The following is a 15,397-nucleotide window of genomic DNA, read 5'->3' as shown; positions in this document are numbered from 1 at the left end:
TATTCATCCTTGAACCTCCTAAATGCCCCAGCTTAATCTTGCAACCGTTTTCTACCTCCTCACTGCCACGGCCTTATGGGCTGGAAACGCTATTGCAGGACGCGCATTGGTTGGAAGTGTTTCTCCGATTACCTTAAGCGCTTTACGCTGGGGTTTGGCTGCCTTATTGCTGCTGCCTTTTGGTTGGCGTGTATTTAAGCCCAGCAGCCCATTATGGAAGAATAAAGTTCGCTTTTTACTGCTCGGATTATTTGGGGTGGGAAGCTATAACGTGCTGCTCTACCTTGCACTACAGACTTCTTCAGCTATTAATGTGACGCTGATTGGAGCAAGCATGCCGATTTGGATGCTGATCATTGGCGCAGTCTTTTATCAAGTCAAACCCAGTTTCTTGCAGATGATTGGAGCGGCCGTCTCTCTTGTCGGCGTCTCAGTTGTATTGACCAGGGGCGATCTCAGCGCTTTGATGTCAATGGAGATGGTGGCAGGGGATCTATTAATCATGATCGCCACAATCCTTTGGGCTTTTTACAGTTGGATGATCAGTCGTCCTGGAGCCAGTACTGAGCGTCAGTGGCCATGGGCAGATTTCTTGATGGCTCAAGTTTTAGTAGGTCTTGTTTGGACAGGTTTTTTTGATAGCTTTGAAATTGCTACTGGACATGCCTATGTTGACCTTAACTTATGGACGGGATCATTGATCCTATTTGTGGCTATTGGCCCCTCATTGATTGCTTATCGTTGCTGGGGCTTGGGCGTTAATGGGGCTGGACCTACGGTTGCTGCCTTTTTTGCTAATTTCATTCCTTTGTTCACGGCACTTTTATCAGCAGCCATCCTGGGCGAACCACCTCGCTTATTCCACGGCGCTGCCTTTGCATTAATTGTGGCTGGCATCTGGGTCTCATCGCCAAAAGGGCGCCCTCCCAAGTCTTGAGAGCTTGGCCCTGGTCCAGGTAAGAAACGCAAAAAAATAGTACAGTTACTCCTTTAGCTTTTTTGATTTTTCGGAATGTATGGTCGATGTTCTCGTAATTGGTGGCGGCAATGCTGCTCTTTGCGCCGCCTTGATGGCGCGTGAAGCTGGTGCTAGCGTAACAATCCTGGAGTCAGCCCCCAAAGAGTGGCGGGGCGGAAACTCTAGCCACACTCGAAATTTGCGTGCGATGCATGATGGTCCTCAGGACGTCTTGTTGGGAACCTATTCTGAAGAAGAGTATTGGGAAGACTTGCTCAAAGTAACGGGTGGCCTAACGAATGAAGCGCTTGCTAGGATGGTCATTCGATCTTCATCCAGTTGTCGTGCATGGATGATGAAGCATGGTGTCCACTTTCAAGCGCCTTTGTCGGGAACCCTACATCTCTCACGAACCAATGCATTCTTTATGGGTGGTGGCAAAGCGTTGGTGAATGCCTATTACCGTAGTGCCGAGAAATTGGGCATTCAGATTCGCTACGATTCCCCAGTAGATTCTCTTGAAATTAAAGACGGACAATTTATAGCGGCCTATGTTGGCAAAGAGCGTATCGAAGCAAAGTCGTGCGTATTAGCTGCTGGTGGATTTGAGTCCAACCGTGAGTGGTTGAAAGAGGCGTGGGGAAAAAATGATATTGGTGAGTTCCCAGCAGATAATTTCTTGATTCGCGGTACTAAATTTAATATGGGTGTTCTTCTCAAATACATGATTGGGGCTGGAGCAGATTCCATTGGCGATCCAACCCAGGCACATATGGTTGCTATTGATGCGCGAGCACCTCTGTATGACGGTGGCATCTGCACCCGCATTGATTGCGTATCTTTGGGCGTAGTGGTGAATAAAAATGCAGAGCGTTTTTATGATGAGGGTGAAGACTTTTGGCCCAAGCGTTACGCTATTTGGGGTCGATTAGTTGCACAACAGCCTGGTCAAACTGCTTACTCCATTATTGACTCCAAAGCCCTTGGGCGTTTTATGCCACCCGTCTTTCCTGGAGAGAAGGCAGATACCTTAGAAGAATTGGCGGATAAGCTAGGTCTTGATCGCGCCACTTTTTTGAAAACGATTCAGGATTTTAATGATGCATGCGTTGATGGCAGTTTTGACCATACTTCTTTAGATGATTGTCATACCGAAAACTTAAGCCCTCCGAAAACCCATTGGGCAAGAAAGATTAATGTGGGCCCTTTTTATGGTTATGCCGTGAAGCCAGGAGTGACGTTTACTTACTTAGGCCTAAAGACTGATCACGATGCCACCGTTTACTTCGATGGTAAGCCCAGCAAAAACCTTTTTGTTGCAGGCGAGATGATGGCCGGTAATGTGCTGGGTAAGGGCTATACAGCAGGAATTGGCATGACTATTGGTACGGTGTTTGGCAGGATTGCTGGTGTGAGTGCTGCAAAATCAATTGGCTTAAAAGCGGAGTTAAATGATGCAGCAGCTTAATTCTTTAATCAAGGAAGCATCTAATCTTGGTGGCGGAAGCGCAGACCAAGAGGTCGCACGCATCATGCAGATTTGTAATGCTTGTCGCTATTGCGAAGGTTTTTGCGCTGTCTTTCCAGCGATGACAAGACGGATTGAATTTAATACAGCAGATGTGCATTACCTTGCAAACCTCTGTCATAACTGCGGCGCTTGTTTGCATTCATGCCAATATGCACCTCCACATGACTTCGCGGTCAATGTCCCTTTAGCGATGGCGAAGGTCCGTCAGGAAACTTACATTGATTTTGCATGGCCACATGCCTTTGGAAAACTCTATAAAAAGAATGGCATTACGGTTGCACTGGCAAGTTCGCTTTCTCTCATTGCATTCTTGCTGTTAACTCTAGCGATCAATGGCAACTTGATGATCACTCCCAATGGCGGAAACTTTTATGCCATCTTCTCGCACAACACTTTAGCGTTGATGTTTGGCGCAGTATTCTTATTTGCTATTCTGGCTTTAGGGATTGGCGTTACCCGTTTTTGGAGTCAAATTTCCTCTGGATCTATTTCCGGTGCGGCTGCTGCTGAAGCTACGCATGATGTCTTAACACTGAAGTATCTCGGTGGTGGACACGGTGAGGGTTGCAACAATGAGAATGATGCATTCTCCCTTTGGAGAAAGCGTTTTCATCACTTCACTTTTTATGGTTTTATGCTGTGCTTTGCTGCAACTAGTGTGGCCACTTTGTATCACTACCTTTTAGGATTGTCAGCACCTTATGCTTTGAATAGCTTGCCGGTGATCTTGGGAACACTTGGCGGTATTGGTTTGCTTGTTGGCCCGTCTGGTTTGCTCTATCTCAATTTCAAGCGCGATAAGGCGCATGGCGATATCGATCAAAAGCCAATGGATAGGGCGTTTATTTTGCTGCTCTTGCTTATCAGCGCTTCTGGATTATTGCTATTGGTATATCGCGATACCGCTTGGATGTCAGTTTGGTTAGCGGTACACCTAGGTTTTGTGATGGGTTTCTTTTTGACGATGCCTTATGGCAAGTTTGCCCATGGCATTTTCCGCACTGCAGCATTATTAAAGAATGCAGTTGAAAAAAGGCAAAAAAGTACGCTTCAACTTGGTGCCGATTAAGTTAATGCATCCAAAACCCAACATGGGATGCCTCCAATAGGGGTCGTAAATCCCTTTTTATTTTCGATCCCCATAAATAGCCTTAAATCAGTATCATTTAGGGCTCACCTCAGAAATTCTTAGGAAACTACTATGCCAGGCTTATTACCAAACGTTGATCCAGATGGATTATTGGAGTTCTCAGTCGTTTATACCGACCGCTCCCTCAATCACATGTCTGAAGAATTCAAGCGTGTAATGGTTGATATTTCAAGCGTCCTCAAGGACGCCTACAACGCAAGCTCCGCGGTCATTGTTCCCGGTAGCGGCACTTTTGGTATGGAAGCGGTTGCGCGCCAATTTGCAAACCAGCAGAAGTGTTTGATCTTGCGTAATGGTTGGTTTAGTTATCGCTGGACCCAGATTTTTGATATGGCCAACATTACGAATGACATTTCGGTTTTGAAGGGCAAGCAATTAGAAGATACGACACAGGGTGTCTTTGCTCCTGCGCCAATCGAAGAGGTGGTTGCTTTCATTAAAAAAGAAAAGCCAGCTGTAGTCTTTGCTCCTCACGTGGAAACTTCTGCCGGAATTATTTTGCCGGATGATTACCTTAAAGCGGTAGGCGAAGCAGTTCGCTCGGTGAATGGTTTGTTTGTTTTGGATTGCATCGCCTCTGGCGCGATGTGGGTTGATATGAAGGCATGTAATGTCGATGTATTAATTACAGCACCACAAAAAGGTTGGAGTAGTTCACCATGCTGCGCATTAATTGCCCTCGGCGATAGAGCTCGTGAGCGTATTGATGCAACTCAAAGTAGCAGCTTCTCAATGGATCTCAAAAAATGGCTCCAAATTATGGAGGCCTATGAAAAGGGTGGCCATGTGTATCACACCACGATGCCTACTGATGCCTTGAAGATCTTGCGCAATGTGATGAAAGAAACTCAAGCGCTTGGTTTTGCTGCTCTAAAAGAGAAGCAGATTGAGTTGGGCAATAAGGTGCGTCAATTGCTAGTCTCTCAGGGTTATGACTCCGTTTCAGCTAAAGGCTTCCAAGCCCCAGGCGTGGTGGTGAGTTACACCAAGGATCCGGACATTCAATCTGGTAAGAAATTTATTGCTCTTGGCCTACAGACTGCTGCAGGTGTTCCACTGCAATGCGATGAAAGACCAGATTTCCGCACATTCCGTATCGGTTTGTTCGGCCTAGAAAAATTGGCCAATGTAGATCGTACCGTGCAGAGTCTTGCAAATGCGTTGGAGAAAATTACTGAAGCAGAAGCTCAGCCAGCTTAAGTTACAGTAGTTATAGATTTAAAAGGCCATCAGTTGATGGCCTTTTTTATTTACGGGCGAGTGGGTTGGGAGTAGCTTCACCAATTTTATGAAGTGTATTGTTGTCTACATGATGGAATAAGGCATCCTGATCTTTAATCTTCATCACGGTATCTTGCTCATACGACCAGGTTCCATTGTCATGAATATTAACCTGAATACGATATTCAACCGTTCTAAAGGCGTATTCTAAAAATGGATTAGAGGAGATGCCGGCATTAGGATCTCCTTCTTTTGCATAGAGCTCAAACTGTCTCGCATCCATCTTTGCTGTTCCACACGCCATTGTTGTCATTCCGCGTGGAATGGTGAGCGTGTGAATGACGTTACCTGTTGCAGGTTCCCATAACCAATAACCCACTTGATCATGATAGGTTTTGACTTGATCTGGCTTGGTGATGTGGGTGTGATAACGCAGTCCATAAAATAATTGGGGGCCATTAGTCTGGGGGTCAATGGGTTGCAACTCAATGCGCTCAACATAGGCTTGCTTCTTTGGTCCGTCTGCCTTGGGTTTGACATCAAGACCTCGTACCCCCTCCCAAATTCCGGCCATACCAGTCAAGGGTCCCAGCATGCTGAGGGTATCAACTGAGTAGCCTTGAGGCTCAGTAAAAATATCACTGGGAAAATCGTTCATAGACAACTTTCTAAAAATGAAGCATTTAAGTCAAATTTTTGAGTATTATCAAATTATCCACAAACATTAATGGAGAATTTCATGATTTCTCGTTTTGCTCGCTTAAGTATTACCTCCTTGATCTCGGCTGCTATTGGCCTATCCCCTTTATCAGTCATGGCGGCTGATCCTGCTCCAGCCCCAGCGCCGGCGCCTGTTGCTGCACCTGCCGCCGCTCCAGCTCCTGCACCTGTTGAGCAGACGGTGGAGAAAAAGACTAAGAAATCAAAGAAAGATAAAAAAGCGGAGAAAAAAGCAAAGAAGAAGTCTAAGAAAAAGGCTAAATCTGTTAGTCAACCTGCTGCACCTGCCGCTGCTCCAGCGCCAGCACCTGCTGCACAGTAGCTTGGTAAACCCCTCCTCAGTTGAGGGGTTCAGCACCGTCAAAGTCATCAGATTTATTTTTATCTGATGACTTTTTGCTTTCTGGGTTGTTCCGCACCAATAACCACATTGCTGCAATCACTAGGGACATTCCGCTAATCTGCATCCAGGTAATGGGTTCAGCTAAAAAGAGATAGCCCATAAAAATAGTGGAGACTGGGCCTAGTATTCCGGCCTGTGCAACCAAAGGCGACCCAATCCGATTAATCGACACCATAATCATGAGCATGGGAATGACGGTACATAGGCTGGCATTCAATAAGCTTAGCCAATAGATTTGAGGTAGCTGTTCAAATATTGCGCTTGGGTTATAGAGGAGTGATTGCGTGATGCTAAATACTGCAGATGCAGAGCTGGCATAGAACACTAAACGTACGCTACCAATGCGTTTGACCATTTCTCCGGCGCCAATCATATAGATAGCGTAGAAGCATGCACTGGAAAATACGAGAATCATTCCAAGCCACGCGCGTATCCCGCTGGAGCTAGCATCTTGAATGAAGACAATGATGACCCCTAGGTAGCCGACTACTAAGGCATACCATTGCAAACGTGAGATCGGTTTTTGTAAAACAAAGTAGGAGATGAGCAGCACAATCGTTGGGGTGAGATATAAAACGATTCTCTCTAGTCCTACTGAAATATATTGCAAGCCTAAGAAATCAACGTAACTAGAAAGAAAGTAGCCCAGAAAGCCTAGGCCAATTAACTTGCCTCGATCAAGCCAAGTAAGAGGGCTCATTACGCTCTTGCGTGAGTGCCACCAGTAGATTCCACAAAACATGGGAAATGCCATCAGCATCCGGAGGGCAATGAGGGTCTCAGCATTAGCCCCATCAGCATAGGCAAACTTAATCAGAACCGCTTTTCCGGAAAACAGCATCGACCCAATCGCGGCCATAAGGATGCCGTACACATAACGTCGATGATGTGCTGCGCTTACTGAATGCATAAAGATTTATAGAAGCTTATTCAGTAAGCTTCTCATCTCCAAAATAGTTTCGGATGGCGTGAGTCCAATGGGACCCACCCCTTTGCTCACCAAGCTATCCGCTGCAAGAGCATGGAGTTGAACGGCAATTTCAGTAGACTCCCAAAGACTAAGGTGATGCTTCACCCCTTGGGCAGCAATTGCAGCAATGCTCCCAGTGAGAACATCGCCCATCCCACCGGTACCCATACCGGGATTTCCTTCTTGACAAACGGTAATGGGGTTTACTGGGGAAGAGAGTAGGGTGTGTTGACCCTTCAGAACCACTATTGAACCTGTCAACTCAACGAGTTTCTCTATAGAGCCCAATCTGTCCGACTGAATTTCTGCTCCACTACATTTCAGTAGCTGAGCGGCTTCACCGGGGTGAGGGGTCAGAACAGTTTGACCTGGAAATTGTTGATTGCGGCCTTGCAGAGTTTTTAGTAATTCTTTCGAGGACGCTATTTGGTTAATAGCATCTGCATCGATTACCAAAGGGATCTTAGGTATGCTCAGTGCCTTCTCAAGACTAGTCAGGGCTAAGGTTGAATTTCCGAGCCCAGGTCCAATGGCGATGACATCAGACTTGATATGCTCAAGACCATTCACTACTTCCATATTGGCCAGTCGAATCATGAGTTCGGGATGATCCATGCAGGCATGGGCTGAGCTAGGGTCAAGCATTTCTAAAATAGTCCATCCCGCACCCAAATGCATACAAGCATTACCTGCTAGTAAAAGTGCGCCCGCCATCCCTGGTGCACCACCAATGAGTACAACTTTGCCGGCATCTCCTTTGTGCTCAGCGGGGTCTCGCTTAAGGTGAACAGCTAAGGAAAGCGCATTGAGTTGAGTTGGAGTTTGGGTCATCTTTCTAGGGGATCGGATAGATATCTAGGCTGTTTTCTTATTGTAAGGCGGAGTATGCTGGAAGAATGAAGATTCAATTTCTGGGTGCGGCAGGCGAGGTAACCGGCTCACGTCATTCGATAGAGGTTTTCCTCTCCGGAAGATCGCGTCGTTTCATGGTTGATTTTGGGATGTTTCAAGGGGGTCGTGAGGCCACCAACAAAAATCTAGAGCCATTACCATTTGCTGCTAAAGATTTAGATTTTGTCGTGCTGACTCATGCGCATATTGACCATAGCGGCTTATTGCCTCGGCTGTGTGCGCAAGGATTTAGTGGCCCCATCTATTGCACTAGCGCTACTTTTGAATTACTAAAAATCTTATTGCCCGATAGCGCCTATTTGCAGCGCTCAGATGTAGATAGAGCTGAAAGAAAACAAAAGGCAGGAAAGTGGCATGGTGAGATGCCCGTCGCACTCTATTCTCGTGAAGAAGTTGAGATGGCTCTGGCACAACTTGAGGTGCTAGATTATGGTCAAGTGATAAGCCCTTTGCCAGGCATCCATTTAGAGTTTCATAATGCTGGGCACATCTTAGGTTCAGCTATTGCAGTTCTTGATATTGAGGAGGATGGGCAGCAGAAAAAACGCTGTGTATTTTCTGGTGATATTGGCATGAAGGGTAAAGTGCTAATGCCCGATCCCGATCTTATTTCCAATGCAGATGTTCTGGTAGTTGAATCTACTTATGGCGATCGATTGCATCGTAGCTTGCAAGATACCGAGAAAGAATTTATTGAAGTAGTTTCCTCAACCCTGCAGGGACATGGCAATGTCGTTATCCCTGCATTTGCAGTGGGGCGTACACAAGAAATCTTATTTTTATTAATTGACTTAGTGAAAAGAGGTTTACTGCCACATCTGAGTATCTGGGTAGATTCCCCAATGGCCACAGCAGCAACCCATTTGACTCAGCATTTTTTCTCTCAGCTTGATACGCAATCTCAAGAGACTTTCGCCTGGTTTAAGGACCATCCAGCAGCAGTAGATCTGCGCTTTATTGCAGACGTGGAAGAGTCTAAGGCCCTCAATAGAATTAAGGGCGGTGCAATTATTATTTCTGCAAGTGGCATGTGTGATGCTGGACGGATTGTGCATCATTTGTTTAATAATTTACCGCGAGCTCAGAGCTCGATTGTGATTACGGGCTTTCAAGCCTACGGCAGCTTAGGTAGACGTTTGGTGGATAAAGCTAAGAAGGTACGTCTATTCGGAGAGGAGGTGCTGGTAAGAGCCTCTGTGCATACTATCGGCGGTTTATCAGCGCATGCTGATCAAGCGGGCTTGTTGGATTGGCTTAAAGGCTTTACTGCATCACCAAAAACAGTATTCGTGGTGCATGGTGAGCCTGAGTCTTCTTCTGTATTTGCTGCGACCATCCGCGAGGAATTGGGTTGGCAGCAGGTCATCATCCCTGAGAGATTGCATACCTATCAGTGCTAAAGTAAATTGGCTTATTCAGCCACCTTAGCACCTTGAATGTTATGACGTTTCATTGCTTCAGCGACAAAACCAGAAGACTTCAAGTCAGTAATGATGCTACTTAAGTATGTCGTTGTCTTTTCATAATCGGGACGTGCTTTCGGAATGCCGATGGCTTGATTAATGACCATGAATCGACCAGGCAACATACGTAACCCTTGGTAGCGTTTTGCATCGCTTTCTAATTGCTGCTTTACTCCAGCGGCAACATTACCTTTACCGGCCATAAAGTCATCAATCACCGCTTGGGAGCTGGCGGCACGTAATAAAGCAGCATTTTTGATTTCACGTGTCAGATATAAATCGTAGGCGCTCCCTTTACCAACGACGATTTCTACTCCCGAGCGATCCACTTCTTCATTGGTCTTTAATGAAGAATTTGCTTTCACCATATAGGCACCCTCTATTTGTATATAAGGTGGGGTATAGCTGACATCAGCTCCTCGCACAGGATCAATGGCAACAAAAATCATATCGATATTGCCTGTCTTGATAGCATCCACAGTTGATCCAGCAGTTTGAAAAGGAATCAACTCGACTGGAATGCCTGAGCGCTTACCAATTTCATTGGCAATATCAATCGTGACCCCTTTTGGTTTTTGGGTAGCAGTATCAAGACCCGCTAATACTGGGTTACCAAGATTAATGCCGACTCGTAGGGTTCCTGTAGGGGCAAAGGATTGAATCATTTTGGGGTCGATTTGGTTCATGGGCTGGCAAAAGCTTGCTGGTGAAATTAATAGGAAGAGCAGGGCGGCGATGATTTTCATCAGGTAATGATATAAAAAAACCGCGGCGAACCGCGGTTTAATTTTCCTTGAAAAAGAATTATTTCTTAGCGTCTGCTGCAGGGGCAGCTGGAGCTGCGGCTGGAGCATCTTTTTTAGCCTCTTCAACGTGAGTAGCTTCAGCACCGTGCTTCTCGCCACCCATATCAATATTACCGTCACCCTTAAGGAGTAAATAGGCTGTGGCACCAACTAATACTAGTACCATGATGATGATTGAACGGTTGCTCATTGCTTTTCCTTCGATTTGGTTGAAATTGTGACAATATTAACCTTTCTTCGAACCTGGGTAAATCCATATAAGCCCTAGGCTAGGTGTTAATACTAGTTTTTGGCTCAAAGCCAATAAATGGAAGGCTTGGTATTCAAGCGCTAATATGAAACATTGTCTACATCAAAGATAGCCTTATGAACTCCAAGCTTCCAACCAATAATTCTCAAACAATCACGGATTTTCTAAACCTGAAGAAGAGTCAGATTTCAGAGGAAAGTTCTAGCGATTCCTATAAATTTGCCTTTGACGATGAGGCATTTCTAGCGCGTCGAGAAACCATTGGAATTCGTTTTGAGCTCGAATTACTCAAGCCAGAAATTCTGTTAAATGAGCATGGCATTGAGCACACTATTACTGTGTTTGGTTCGACCCGTTTTGTCAGTTACGACCATGCGCTAGACATGGAAGCTAAAGCTACTACGCCTGAGGCTTTAGAGATTGCTAAAAAAGCCGTATTGCACAGTAAATATTATGAATCGGCCAGAGAGTTTGGTGGCATCGTAGCGCAATACAACGCCACACAATCCGAGGGAAGCAATAAGCTTTATATCTGTACCGGTGGTGGCCCTGGAATTATGGAGGCTGCGAATCGCGGCGCTTTTGAGGCGGGTGATGAAACAATCGGATTTAATATCAGTCTGCCAAGAGAGCAGCATCCGAATCCTTATATCAGCGAGGGTTTAAGTTTTCGGTTTCATTACTTTGCGCTACGCAAGATGCACTTCATGCTCAGGGCAAGAGCAATTGTGGCTTTCCCAGGTGGATTTGGATCCTTTGATGAGTTGTTTGAAGTGCTAACTTTAATGCAGACCAAGAAGGTGGCTCGCTTCCCAGTCATTTTGGTGAGTAAGTCTTTTTGGATGGAGATGGTGAATTTCAAGCAAATGATTGAATTTGGTGTGATAGATGAAACGGACCTCGAGGGGGTATATTTTGTCGAAACTGCTCAAGAGGCATGGAACATCATTCGTGATTGGTACAGCCTGGCTTAACAGCCCCTGTAAAATGGCCTAAATATCTCAGACCATGAATACACATCTCAGCCTCGCTACCGAACTAGACTTGCCAGCCTATTTGCTAGGTGCAAGCATCTTGATCGTGGTGATCATCTTTCACGGTATCGCGCTGCTGCAAATTGCTAAGCGCTACGAAGTGAGAACATTCTTATATCTCTCTGAAAAGAGATATTCATCAGTTGCCATTTGTTTTTATATCAGCGTATTTGGTTTGTTCTTAGCCCATATCGCTGAGATTGTGATCTGGGGATTTGCTTTATATCTATTCCGCTTATTACCTAATCTTGGGGATAGCATTCTTTTTGCTGGCAGCACTTATACCGCCATGGGCTTTATGGAAGATATCCTGCCAAACGGCTGGAAGATGCTGGCAGTCATTATTGCGTTCTCTGGCATGTTTGCTTTTGCTTGGACAGCATCTGTCATGATTTCTATGACGAAAAATTTTCGTCAGGCTTACACCAAACTGCACATGGAAAAACTCAATATTTCTTCGGAAATCATTGATCGCTTTCATTGATCCATGAGCAAAATATGGGATGCCGTCATTATTGGCGGTGGTGCTGCAGGTTTATTTTGCGCTGGTGTTGCGGGGCAGTTGGGTAAAAACGTTTTAGTGCTTGACCATGCTGAAGTATTGGGTGAAAAGATTCGCATTAGTGGCGGAGGCCGCTGTAATTTCACTAATGTGCATAGTAGCCCAGCCAATTTTCTTTCTTTAAATCCCCATTTTGTTAAAAGTGCATTAGCCCGATATTCCTCGAAGGATTTCATCAAGCTTGTCACTGCATATGGAATCGATTATCACGAGAAACATCAAGGACAATTATTTTGCGATGACTCTGCTATGCAAATTATTGCGATGTTGATGGCAGAGTGCGCTAAGGGAAAGGTGACGATACGTCATCCTGTCTCTGTGCAGTCCATCGGACATGAAGGTGATGAATGGCTCGTGCAAACTCAGCAAGGTGTCGAGAAGGCAAAGGCAGTTGTCATGGCCACTGGCGGATTACCAGTTCCGGCTATTGGAGCCAGCGCCTATTCTTTGGATATTGCTAAGCAGCTTGGTTTGAATGTGATTGAGCCAAGGCCGGCATTAGTACCTTTGTCCTTTACGGCCGAAACTTTCGGAAATCTGAATGACTTAGCGGGACTGGCTGTCCCAGTCAGGATTGCCTCGGGCTCTAAAGGCCAGCGCTATGGTGCCTGCCGCTTTAATGAAGATCTGCTACTAACGCACAAGGGGCTTTCTGGTCCAGCAGTGCTGCAAGCAAGTAGTTATTGGGTCGAGGGTGAACCTATACATGTAGATTGGTTGGGTGCAATTGAGCGCCCTGGCGGTTTTAATTGTGATGCGTTATTTAATCATGAAGATAATCATTTAAAGCTCACGGAAACAATACTGGCATCTGTCTTGCCTCAGCGCCTAGCCAAAGCATTTGCTGAGCAAAAAAATCTACTCGGAAAGAAGTGGGCTGAAGTTTCAAAAAAGGATCGACAGTCACTCAAAGAATTGCTCACCAACTGGTCAGTTAAACCAGCCGGAACCTTGGGCTGGAAAAAAGCAGAAGTGATGTTAGGTGGAGTCGATACTAAAGACTTAGATGGTCAAACGATGATGTCTCGTAAGCATCGGGGACTATTCTTTATCGGCGAATGCGTGGACGTCACCGGCCATTTAGGCGGGCATAATTTTCAGTGGGCCTGGGCAAGCGGTTTTGCCTGTGCGCAAGCACTTTAGGCTAGCAAGGTAGCCTTACCTAACCGCTTATTTTTTCTTCTTTTCTCGAGAGCGGATATTGAGCAACTCTACAGATAAAGAAAAGGCCATAGCCACATACACATATCCCTTGGGTATGTGAACGCCCATACCTTCGGCAATCAGAACCACACCTACGACCGTCAAAAAAGAAAGTGCCAATACTTTGATCGAGGGGTGACGATGTACAAAGTCTCCGATGGGTTTTGCTGCAATGAGCATGATCATCACAGAGACAAGTACTGCCGCAATCATGACGCTAATTTGATCCACCATACCGACGGCAGTAATCACGCTATCAAGTGAGAAAATGATATCGAGTAGTCCAATCTGAATGACAGAGCCTATAAATAAAGTAAACATCGATTTATTAGCATTCGAACTACTGCTAGCGCTGTCACCATCCGCATGATCGCCAACTTCTACCTCTGTATAAATTTCTTTTGAAGCTTTCCAAATTAGAAAGAAGCCGCCCAGTAATAAAATTAAATCTCTTCCGCTAATGGAGTGATCCAGAATGATCAACAGCGGGTTGGTTAAGCTCATGACCCAAGATAGGCTGAGCAATAAAAGAATGCGGGTTACCAGCGCAAATATCAAACCAAAACGACGCACCTTTTCACGAATCTCTAGAGGAAGGCGATTGGCTATGACGCTAATAAAAATAATGTTATCAATGCCCAGAATAATTTCCAAGGCAGAGAGTGTTAAAAAAGCGATCCAGGCATTGGGGTCGCTCACTAGCTGTAGAAGGCTATCGATCATGTTTGCTTTTGCAGGGTTTTACTTAAGGTAAAGTGTATCTAAGTAAATTGAAGGTGTAATTTCTATGGTTAAGCCCACACAAATCATCAGGACATTCTTGCTTGGGGCCTTGCTTCTGTTAGCTTTTGGCGCTGTGCATGCTGCTTACCCCGATAAACCAATCAAAATCATCATTGGATTTCCGGCGGGCGGACCTCTAGATGCCCATATCCGCCTGTTGATTGAAAAATTGCAAGCTTCACTGGGGCAACCTATTATTGTGGATTACAAGGTTGGTGCGGGTGGTGCTGTGGGCGCTCAATTCGTCGCGCAATCTCCGCCGGATGGCTACACATTGCTATTGGCGAATACCGGCACAATGGTGATCAATCCAGCGATTTATACAAAATCACCCTATGACACTCTGAAGGACTTTCAGCCGATAGCGCGGACTGCCCAACAACCATTAGCGTTAATTGTGAATAAGGATGTCGCCGCAAATTCTTTAAAAGAGTTTGTTGCTTATGCCAAAGCAAACCCAGGTCTAATAAATTACGGCTCTGCTGGTAATGGCGGCATTTCACATTTAGTTCCTGAGATGTTGAAAAATGAAACGGGCATATTCATGGTGCACATTCCATTTAAGGGGAGTGCGCCTGCGTTTACCGATTTGATTGCTGGGCATGTGCAATTTATGGCGGAATCCGTTCCTCAAGCTGCAAACTATGCCAAACAAGGAAAGGTGAAGGCCCTTGCGGTTACTAGCGCAAAGCGTAACCCTGCATTGCCCAATACACCAACCGTCCTAGAGACGGGTGTAGCTAATCTTGAGGTAGTTGGTTTTTATGGAATCTTGGCACCTAAAGCCACTCCTCCTGAAATTACTAACAAGCTGAGTCAGGCATTTAAGGAAACTCTTGAATCTCCTGATATACAAAAGAAGATGATTGATCAGGGTGCAGATCCCGCTTATTTAAACGCCGAGCAATTTACAAAGTTTTTAAATAACGAAATGCCACGTTGGGCTAAGGCGGTCAAGCAAGCAGGGGCAAAAGTGGATTAGAGCAAGACTTGTTGCTTAATTAGGCTGGTTGCGCATCCAGTCTGCAGTATTAAAAAAAGATTCCTCTAATTGCTTGGCCACATCGCCCTCGATACCACAATCCTCTAACGCTTGATACATACAAGTTAACCATTGATTGCGCTCTTTAAGGCCAATCTTAAAAGGTAAATGTCGTGCGCGTAGCATTGGGTGGCCATACTTTGGTGAGTAGATATCAGGTCCACCCATCCAGCCAGTGAGGAAAAATTTCAGCTTCTCTCGTGAGTTTGAGAGGTCCTGAGGATGCATTTCCCTTAGCTCCACCAAGCTAGGCTCAAGAGCCATGAGGTCATAGAAGCGATCAACCAATTCATCGATCTTATCGACCCCACCAATACAGTCATAAAGGTTTTTTCGTTCACTCATACCTTTATTTTAATGCCTGGAAACGGGACAATTGGCAGTTTTCC

17 protein-coding genes are annotated in these 15,397 nt (G+C 45.5%); 10 read left to right on the top strand and 7 right to left on the bottom strand.

The features are described from left to right. Nucleotides 1–22: 22 nt before the first annotated feature. The 4 genes from ICN47_RS07210 to ICN47_RS07195 all read left to right on the top strand — a co-directional run bounded on the left by ICN47_RS07210 (nucleotide 23) and on the right by ICN47_RS07195 (nucleotide 4,839). Nucleotides 23–937, top strand: a complete 915-nt coding sequence (locus ICN47_RS07210) for a DMT family transporter (protein ID WP_216219260.1) — start codon at nucleotides 23–25, stop codon at nucleotides 935–937. Nucleotides 938–1,016: 79 nt separating this feature from the next. Then, a complete protein-coding gene (gene tcuA, locus ICN47_RS07205; RefSeq protein ID WP_216219259.1) occupies nucleotides 1,017–2,426 on the top strand; it encodes an FAD-dependent tricarballylate dehydrogenase TcuA in 1,410 nt (469 codons plus the stop codon). Then, nucleotides 2,413–3,558, top strand: coding sequence for a tricarballylate utilization 4Fe-4S protein TcuB (gene tcuB / locus ICN47_RS07200; protein ID WP_216219363.1), 1,146 nt, complete (start codon nucleotides 2,413–2,415; stop codon nucleotides 3,556–3,558). Before tcuA ends, tcuB begins: the two co-directional genes overlap by 14 nt. 132 nt (nucleotides 3,559–3,690) lie before the next feature. After that, nucleotides 3,691–4,839, top strand: coding sequence for an aminotransferase class V-fold PLP-dependent enzyme (locus ICN47_RS07195; protein ID WP_216219258.1), 1,149 nt, complete (start codon nucleotides 3,691–3,693; stop codon nucleotides 4,837–4,839). 46 nt (nucleotides 4,840–4,885) lie between these two features. On the opposite strand, the gene ICN47_RS07190 is transcribed toward ICN47_RS07195, so the two are convergent. Beyond that, complete coding sequence (locus ICN47_RS07190; protein WP_216219257.1) at nucleotides 4,886–5,518, bottom strand: FABP family protein; 633 nt, start codon at nucleotides 5,516–5,518, stop codon at nucleotides 4,886–4,888. Nucleotides 5,519–5,599: 81 nt separating this feature from the next. Between ICN47_RS07190 and ICN47_RS07185 the strand changes: the two genes are divergently transcribed. After that, complete coding sequence (locus ICN47_RS07185) at nucleotides 5,600–5,902, top strand: protein tyrosine phosphatase (protein ID WP_216219256.1); 303 nt, start codon at nucleotides 5,600–5,602, stop codon at nucleotides 5,900–5,902. A 16-nt stretch (nucleotides 5,903–5,918) separates the two neighbouring features. Here the strand turns inward: ICN47_RS07185 and ICN47_RS07180 are convergent, their stop codons facing one another. Both ICN47_RS07180 and ICN47_RS07175 read right to left on the bottom strand, forming a co-directional pair. Beyond that, nucleotides 5,919–6,893: a DMT family transporter gene (locus ICN47_RS07180; RefSeq protein WP_216219255.1), complete on the bottom strand. Its 975-nt coding sequence runs from the start codon at nucleotides 6,891–6,893 to the stop codon at nucleotides 5,919–5,921. A gap of 6 nt (nucleotides 6,894–6,899) precedes the next feature. Further along, nucleotides 6,900–7,784, bottom strand: coding sequence for an NAD(P)H-hydrate dehydratase (locus ICN47_RS07175; protein WP_216219254.1), 885 nt, complete (start codon nucleotides 7,782–7,784; stop codon nucleotides 6,900–6,902). Nucleotides 7,785–7,849: 65 nt separating this feature from the next. Here ICN47_RS07175 and ICN47_RS07170 point away from each other — a divergent pair, with 65 nt between their 5' ends. Further along, on the top strand, nucleotides 7,850–9,265 hold the full coding sequence (locus ICN47_RS07170; protein ID WP_216219253.1) for an MBL fold metallo-hydrolase RNA specificity domain-containing protein: 1,416 nt from the start codon (nucleotides 7,850–7,852) through the stop codon (nucleotides 9,263–9,265). A gap of 11 nt (nucleotides 9,266–9,276) precedes the next feature. On the opposite strand, the gene ICN47_RS07165 is transcribed toward ICN47_RS07170, so the two are convergent. Further along, nucleotides 9,277–10,074, bottom strand: a complete 798-nt coding sequence (locus ICN47_RS07165) for an ABC transporter substrate-binding protein (RefSeq protein ID WP_255538962.1) — start codon at nucleotides 10,072–10,074, stop codon at nucleotides 9,277–9,279. A 58-nt stretch (nucleotides 10,075–10,132) separates the two neighbouring features. Beyond that, complete coding sequence (locus tag ICN47_RS07160; protein WP_216219252.1) at nucleotides 10,133–10,324, bottom strand: hypothetical protein; 192 nt, start codon at nucleotides 10,322–10,324, stop codon at nucleotides 10,133–10,135. A 176-nt stretch (nucleotides 10,325–10,500) separates the two neighbouring features. Between ICN47_RS07160 and ICN47_RS07155 the strand changes: the two genes are divergently transcribed. The 3 genes from ICN47_RS07155 to ICN47_RS07145 are packed head-to-tail and all read left to right on the top strand — an operon-like array spanning nucleotide 10,501 to nucleotide 13,123. Then, on the top strand, nucleotides 10,501–11,358 hold the full coding sequence (locus tag ICN47_RS07155; protein WP_216219251.1) for an LOG family protein: 858 nt from the start codon (nucleotides 10,501–10,503) through the stop codon (nucleotides 11,356–11,358). Between the two features lie 34 nt (nucleotides 11,359–11,392). After that, complete coding sequence (locus ICN47_RS07150; protein WP_216219250.1) at nucleotides 11,393–11,902, top strand: ion channel; 510 nt, start codon at nucleotides 11,393–11,395, stop codon at nucleotides 11,900–11,902. Between the two features lie 3 nt (nucleotides 11,903–11,905). Further along, the gene (locus ICN47_RS07145; RefSeq protein WP_216219249.1) at nucleotides 11,906–13,123 is read left to right on the top strand and encodes an NAD(P)/FAD-dependent oxidoreductase; all 1,218 of its coding nucleotides are present in this window, start codon (nucleotides 11,906–11,908) and stop codon (nucleotides 13,121–13,123) included. 27 nt (nucleotides 13,124–13,150) lie between these two features. On the opposite strand, the gene ICN47_RS07140 is transcribed toward ICN47_RS07145, so the two are convergent. Beyond that, nucleotides 13,151–13,906 carry a TerC family protein gene (locus tag ICN47_RS07140; RefSeq protein ID WP_216219248.1) on the bottom strand — a complete coding sequence of 252 codons (756 nt, stop codon included), beginning with the start codon at nucleotides 13,904–13,906 and terminating at the stop codon, nucleotides 13,151–13,153. A 64-nt stretch (nucleotides 13,907–13,970) separates the two neighbouring features. Here ICN47_RS07140 and ICN47_RS07135 point away from each other — a divergent pair, with 64 nt between their 5' ends. Continuing rightward, nucleotides 13,971–14,948 (top strand): tripartite tricarboxylate transporter substrate binding protein, encoded by a 978-nt coding sequence (locus ICN47_RS07135; RefSeq protein WP_216219247.1) that lies wholly within the window; start codon nucleotides 13,971–13,973, stop codon nucleotides 14,946–14,948. Between the two features lie 15 nt (nucleotides 14,949–14,963). On the opposite strand, the gene ICN47_RS07130 is transcribed toward ICN47_RS07135, so the two are convergent. Next, a complete protein-coding gene (locus ICN47_RS07130; RefSeq protein WP_216219246.1) occupies nucleotides 14,964–15,353 on the bottom strand; it encodes a group II truncated hemoglobin in 390 nt (129 codons plus the stop codon). Nucleotides 15,354–15,397: the final 44 nt, after the last annotated feature.

This window comes from Polynucleobacter sp. AP-Latsch-80-C2 (genome assembly GCF_018882185.1).
In the GTDB taxonomy this organism is placed as follows: domain Bacteria; phylum Pseudomonadota; class Gammaproteobacteria; order Burkholderiales; family Burkholderiaceae; genus Polynucleobacter.
Note: the sequence above shows the minus strand (reverse complement) of the source record. Positions and strands in the feature narration are given on the sequence as shown.

Excerpts from the sequence above, each read along its gene's own strand:
- ICN47_RS07180 (WP_216219255.1), bottom strand. The coding sequence starts at position 6,893 with ATGCATTCAGTAAGCGCAGCACATCATCGACGTTATGTGTACGGCATC.
- ICN47_RS07210 (WP_216219260.1), top strand. The coding sequence starts at position 23 with ATGCCCCAGCTTAATCTTGCAACCGTTTTCTACCTCCTCACTGCCACG.
- tcuB (WP_216219363.1), top strand. The coding sequence starts at position 2,413 with ATGCAGCAGCTTAATTCTTTAATCAAGGAAGCATCTAATCTTGGTGGC.
- ICN47_RS07150 (WP_216219250.1), top strand. The coding sequence starts at position 11,393 with ATGAATACACATCTCAGCCTCGCTACCGAACTAGACTTGCCAGCCTAT.
- ICN47_RS07195 (WP_216219258.1), top strand. The coding sequence starts at position 3,691 with ATGCCAGGCTTATTACCAAACGTTGATCCAGATGGATTATTGGAGTTC.
- ICN47_RS07155 (WP_216219251.1), top strand. The coding sequence starts at position 10,501 with ATGAACTCCAAGCTTCCAACCAATAATTCTCAAACAATCACGGATTTT.
- ICN47_RS07160 (WP_216219252.1), bottom strand. The coding sequence starts at position 10,324 with ATGAGCAACCGTTCAATCATCATCATGGTACTAGTATTAGTTGGTGCC.
- ICN47_RS07140 (WP_216219248.1), bottom strand. The coding sequence starts at position 13,906 with ATGATCGATAGCCTTCTACAGCTAGTGAGCGACCCCAATGCCTGGATC.
- ICN47_RS07145 (WP_216219249.1), top strand. The coding sequence starts at position 11,906 with ATGAGCAAAATATGGGATGCCGTCATTATTGGCGGTGGTGCTGCAGGT.
- ICN47_RS07185 (WP_216219256.1), top strand. The coding sequence starts at position 5,600 with ATGATTTCTCGTTTTGCTCGCTTAAGTATTACCTCCTTGATCTCGGCT.
- tcuA (WP_216219259.1), top strand. The coding sequence starts at position 1,017 with ATGGTCGATGTTCTCGTAATTGGTGGCGGCAATGCTGCTCTTTGCGCC.
- ICN47_RS07165 (WP_255538962.1), bottom strand. The coding sequence starts at position 10,074 with ATGAAAATCATCGCCGCCCTGCTCTTCCTATTAATTTCACCAGCAAGC.
- ICN47_RS07175 (WP_216219254.1), bottom strand. The coding sequence starts at position 7,784 with ATGACCCAAACTCCAACTCAACTCAATGCGCTTTCCTTAGCTGTTCAC.
- ICN47_RS07190 (WP_216219257.1), bottom strand. The coding sequence starts at position 5,518 with ATGAACGATTTTCCCAGTGATATTTTTACTGAGCCTCAAGGCTACTCA.
- ICN47_RS07130 (WP_216219246.1), bottom strand. The coding sequence starts at position 15,353 with ATGAGTGAACGAAAAAACCTTTATGACTGTATTGGTGGGGTCGATAAG.
- ICN47_RS07135 (WP_216219247.1), top strand. The coding sequence starts at position 13,971 with ATGGTTAAGCCCACACAAATCATCAGGACATTCTTGCTTGGGGCCTTG.
- ICN47_RS07170 (WP_216219253.1), top strand. The coding sequence starts at position 7,850 with ATGAAGATTCAATTTCTGGGTGCGGCAGGCGAGGTAACCGGCTCACGT.